The following is a 2,898-nucleotide window of genomic DNA, read 5'->3' as shown; positions in this document are numbered from 1 at the left end:
CACGTCGTCCTCTCCGCCCCCGAGGCCGCCGACATCACCCCCGTGGAGAACCCCGGCCTCGTACCGCTGCCCGCGCTCGACATCGTCGGCCTCGGCGCGCACTTCGGGGCGCTCAGCGGCACGGACGCCGTGGAACGGGCCGTGTACGAGGGCACCGACACCCTCCGTCCGCTCCCCCCGCGCCGCTGGCGGGGCCTGGAACAGACCACCGCCGGCACCCTCGCCGCCGCCGGGCTCGCCGGGGCCGACGCGCCCGCCGGAGGGTACGTCGACGGAGTCGACATCGACCCCGTCGACCAGAAGATCCCCCCGTCCGACCTGCGCACCTACAACCTCCAGCACGCTCTGGTCACGCAGGTCGTCGACGAGGCGCTGCGCGACGCCGGGTACAGCCGCGCCGTGCCGCCCGGCGCGAGCGCCCCGCCCGGCCGCCGCGTCGGCGTGATCGTCGCGATGGAACTGGAGCCCTACACCAGCGCCCGCCTCACCCGCTACACCATGGGCACCTTCCTGCGCGCCCAGTGCGAGGCCGCGGGCGTCGAGATCGACGGCAAGGTGCTCGCGGCGCTCGGCGAGGTCGCGCGGGACGCGGTGGTGCCACCGATCGTCGCCAACGAGGTCCTGAGCTACATCGGCAACGTCATGGCCAGCCGGATCTCCTCGCTGTGGAACCTCACCGGCCCGTCCTTCACCGTCTCCGCCGAGGGCTCAGGCACCGCCGAAGCCCTCCAGGCCGCGCGACTGCTGCTCCTGGACGAGGGACTGGAAGCCGTCCTCGTCGGCGCCGTGGACCTCACCGGCAGCGCCGAACACGCCCTGCTGCGGCCGGACGCCCTCGGCGAGGCCGGCCTGGCCTTCGCCGACGGCGCCCACGGCCCGCGCCTGGGCGAGGGCGCCGGGGCCGTCGTCCTCACCCGCTCCGACGCCCCGCACGGCCGGCGCGTCCACGCCCGGCTCGACGCCCTCGCCACCGGCGCCGCCCCCGCCCACGAGGGCGAGCGCCCCGGACCCGACGCCGCCGCCCTCGCCACCACCGCCCGCGCCGCCCTCGCGGAGGCCGGGATCACGGCCGAAGCGGTCGGCTACGTCGAGGCACACGCGGGCGGCCTCCTCCCCGACGACCTCGCCGAAGTCACCGCGCTCGGCGAGGTGTACCGGGCACCGGACGGCGCGGAGACGCCCGAGCACGAGCGGCGCACCACCGCCCTCGGCTCCGCCACCGCCCAGTTCGGCTCGACGGGCAGCGCCTCCGGCATGGCCGGGCTGCTCCGCGCCGTCCTGTCCCTGCGTCACGGCTACCTGCCCGGCACCACCGGCTGGAACGCCCCCGCGCCCGGCTTCGCCGACGCCCTCGAAGCCTCCGCCCTCTACGTCCCCGACCGGTCCCGGCCGTGGCTGCGCGCCCGCGCGGGGGAGCGGCGGCACGCCGCCGTCAGCATCCTCGGCGCGCACGGCGCCCACGCCCACCTCGTGCTCTCCGGCGACGCCACCGCGGGCCGCGCCGACGTCACCGCCTTCGCCCGCGCCCGGGGCCCCGTCCTGCTCGCCCTCGCCGCGGACACCCCCGCCGCGCTGCTCGCCGCCGTGGACGCGCACGCCGCCGCGCTCCGCGACGGCGCCGACCCGCTGACCCTCGCCCGCGCGGCCGCCCGCACCCTGCCCGGGCGCTCCGTGCGCGCCGTCCTCACCGGACGGGACGGTGAGGAACTGCTGCGCCAGGCGGAGGCGGCCGCCCGGGACCTGCCCGGCGTGTTCGCCTCCGGCGGCGAGTGGGCCACCCCGGCCGGCTCGTACGCCACCGCCCGCCCCATCGGCCCCGACGGCAAGGTCGCGCTCGTCTACCCCGGGCGCCTTCAACTCCTACCCGGGGCTCGGCCAGGACCTCTTCCGCGCCTTCCCCGGCCTTCTGGAGCACTTCGAGGCGCAGGCCGAGGAACCCGCGCGGCAACTGCGCGCCTCGCTGCTCTACCCGCGGACCCTGCGCACGCCGGGGCGGCGCGACCTGATGCGGCTGGAGGACACGCTGTCGCAGGACGTGCCGTTCATGCTCGCCACCGGCACCTCCTTCGCCATCCTGTACACCCACCTCGTACGAGAGGTGCTGGGGATCACCGCGCACGGCGGCTTCGGCTACAGCCTGGGCGAGTCCAGCATGTTGTTCGCCACCGGCGGGTGGAGCGCGGAGGGCCGCCGCGACGACCTCATCAGCGACACGCCTGTCTTCAAGGACCGCCTCGTCGGGCGCCGCCGCACGGTCCGTGAGCTGTGGGACGTACCCGAGGACACGCCCGACAAGGACCTGTGGGCCTCGCACGTCCTGCTCACCGACCGGGACCGCGTCGAGAAGGCCCTCGCCTCCTACGACCGGGTCTTCCTCACCCACGTCAACACCCCCGGGGAACTCGTCGTCGCCGGGGACCCGGCCCAGTGCCGGGCGCTCATCGCCGAACTGGGGTGCCAGGCGGCGCGCTCGCCCGTCAGCGTCGTCATGCACTGCCCCGTGGTGGACGCCGACGTGGACGCGCTCGCCGGGCTCAACGACTACCCCACCGGCTCCCTCGGCGGCCTGGAACTGCTCTCCGCCTACGACTACCGGGAGCTGCCCGGCCTGGAGCGGCGGCGCGTCGCCCGGCGCATCGCCCACACCCTGCGCTCGCCCATCGACTTCCCCCGCCTCGTGCACACCGCCTACGAGCGCGGTTACCGCTACTTCCTGGAGGTCGGCCCCGGCGCCACCTGCACCCGCTGGGTGAAGGACACCCTCGGCGACCTGCCGCACGCCGCCGTGTGCGTGGACCGGCGCGGCGTCCCGGCGGCAGGCGCGGTGGCCCGGCTCATCGAGAAGCTCGTCGGCAACGGACTGCCGGTGGACCCCCCCCCCCTGCTCGGCGGCCTGGA

At 76.4% G+C, this 2,898-nt stretch carries 2 protein-coding genes; both read left to right on the top strand.

The annotated features are described in order from the left end of the window. Nucleotides 1–2,262 (top strand): beta-ketoacyl synthase N-terminal-like domain-containing protein (locus SSBG_RS04745; RefSeq protein ID WP_267880256.1); only part of this gene is annotated, 2,262 nt, incomplete at its 5' end. Then, a partial coding sequence (locus tag SSBG_RS34240; protein WP_234010368.1) for a hypothetical protein occupies nucleotides 2,153–2,898 on the top strand: 746 nt, incomplete at its 3' end. The genes SSBG_RS04745 and SSBG_RS34240, both read left to right, overlap by 110 nt.

Source organism: Streptomyces sp. SPB074 (assembly GCF_000154905.1).
Classification (GTDB): domain Bacteria; phylum Actinomycetota; class Actinomycetes; order Streptomycetales; family Streptomycetaceae; genus Streptomyces.
Note: the sequence above shows the minus strand (reverse complement) of the source record. Positions and strands in the feature narration are given on the sequence as shown.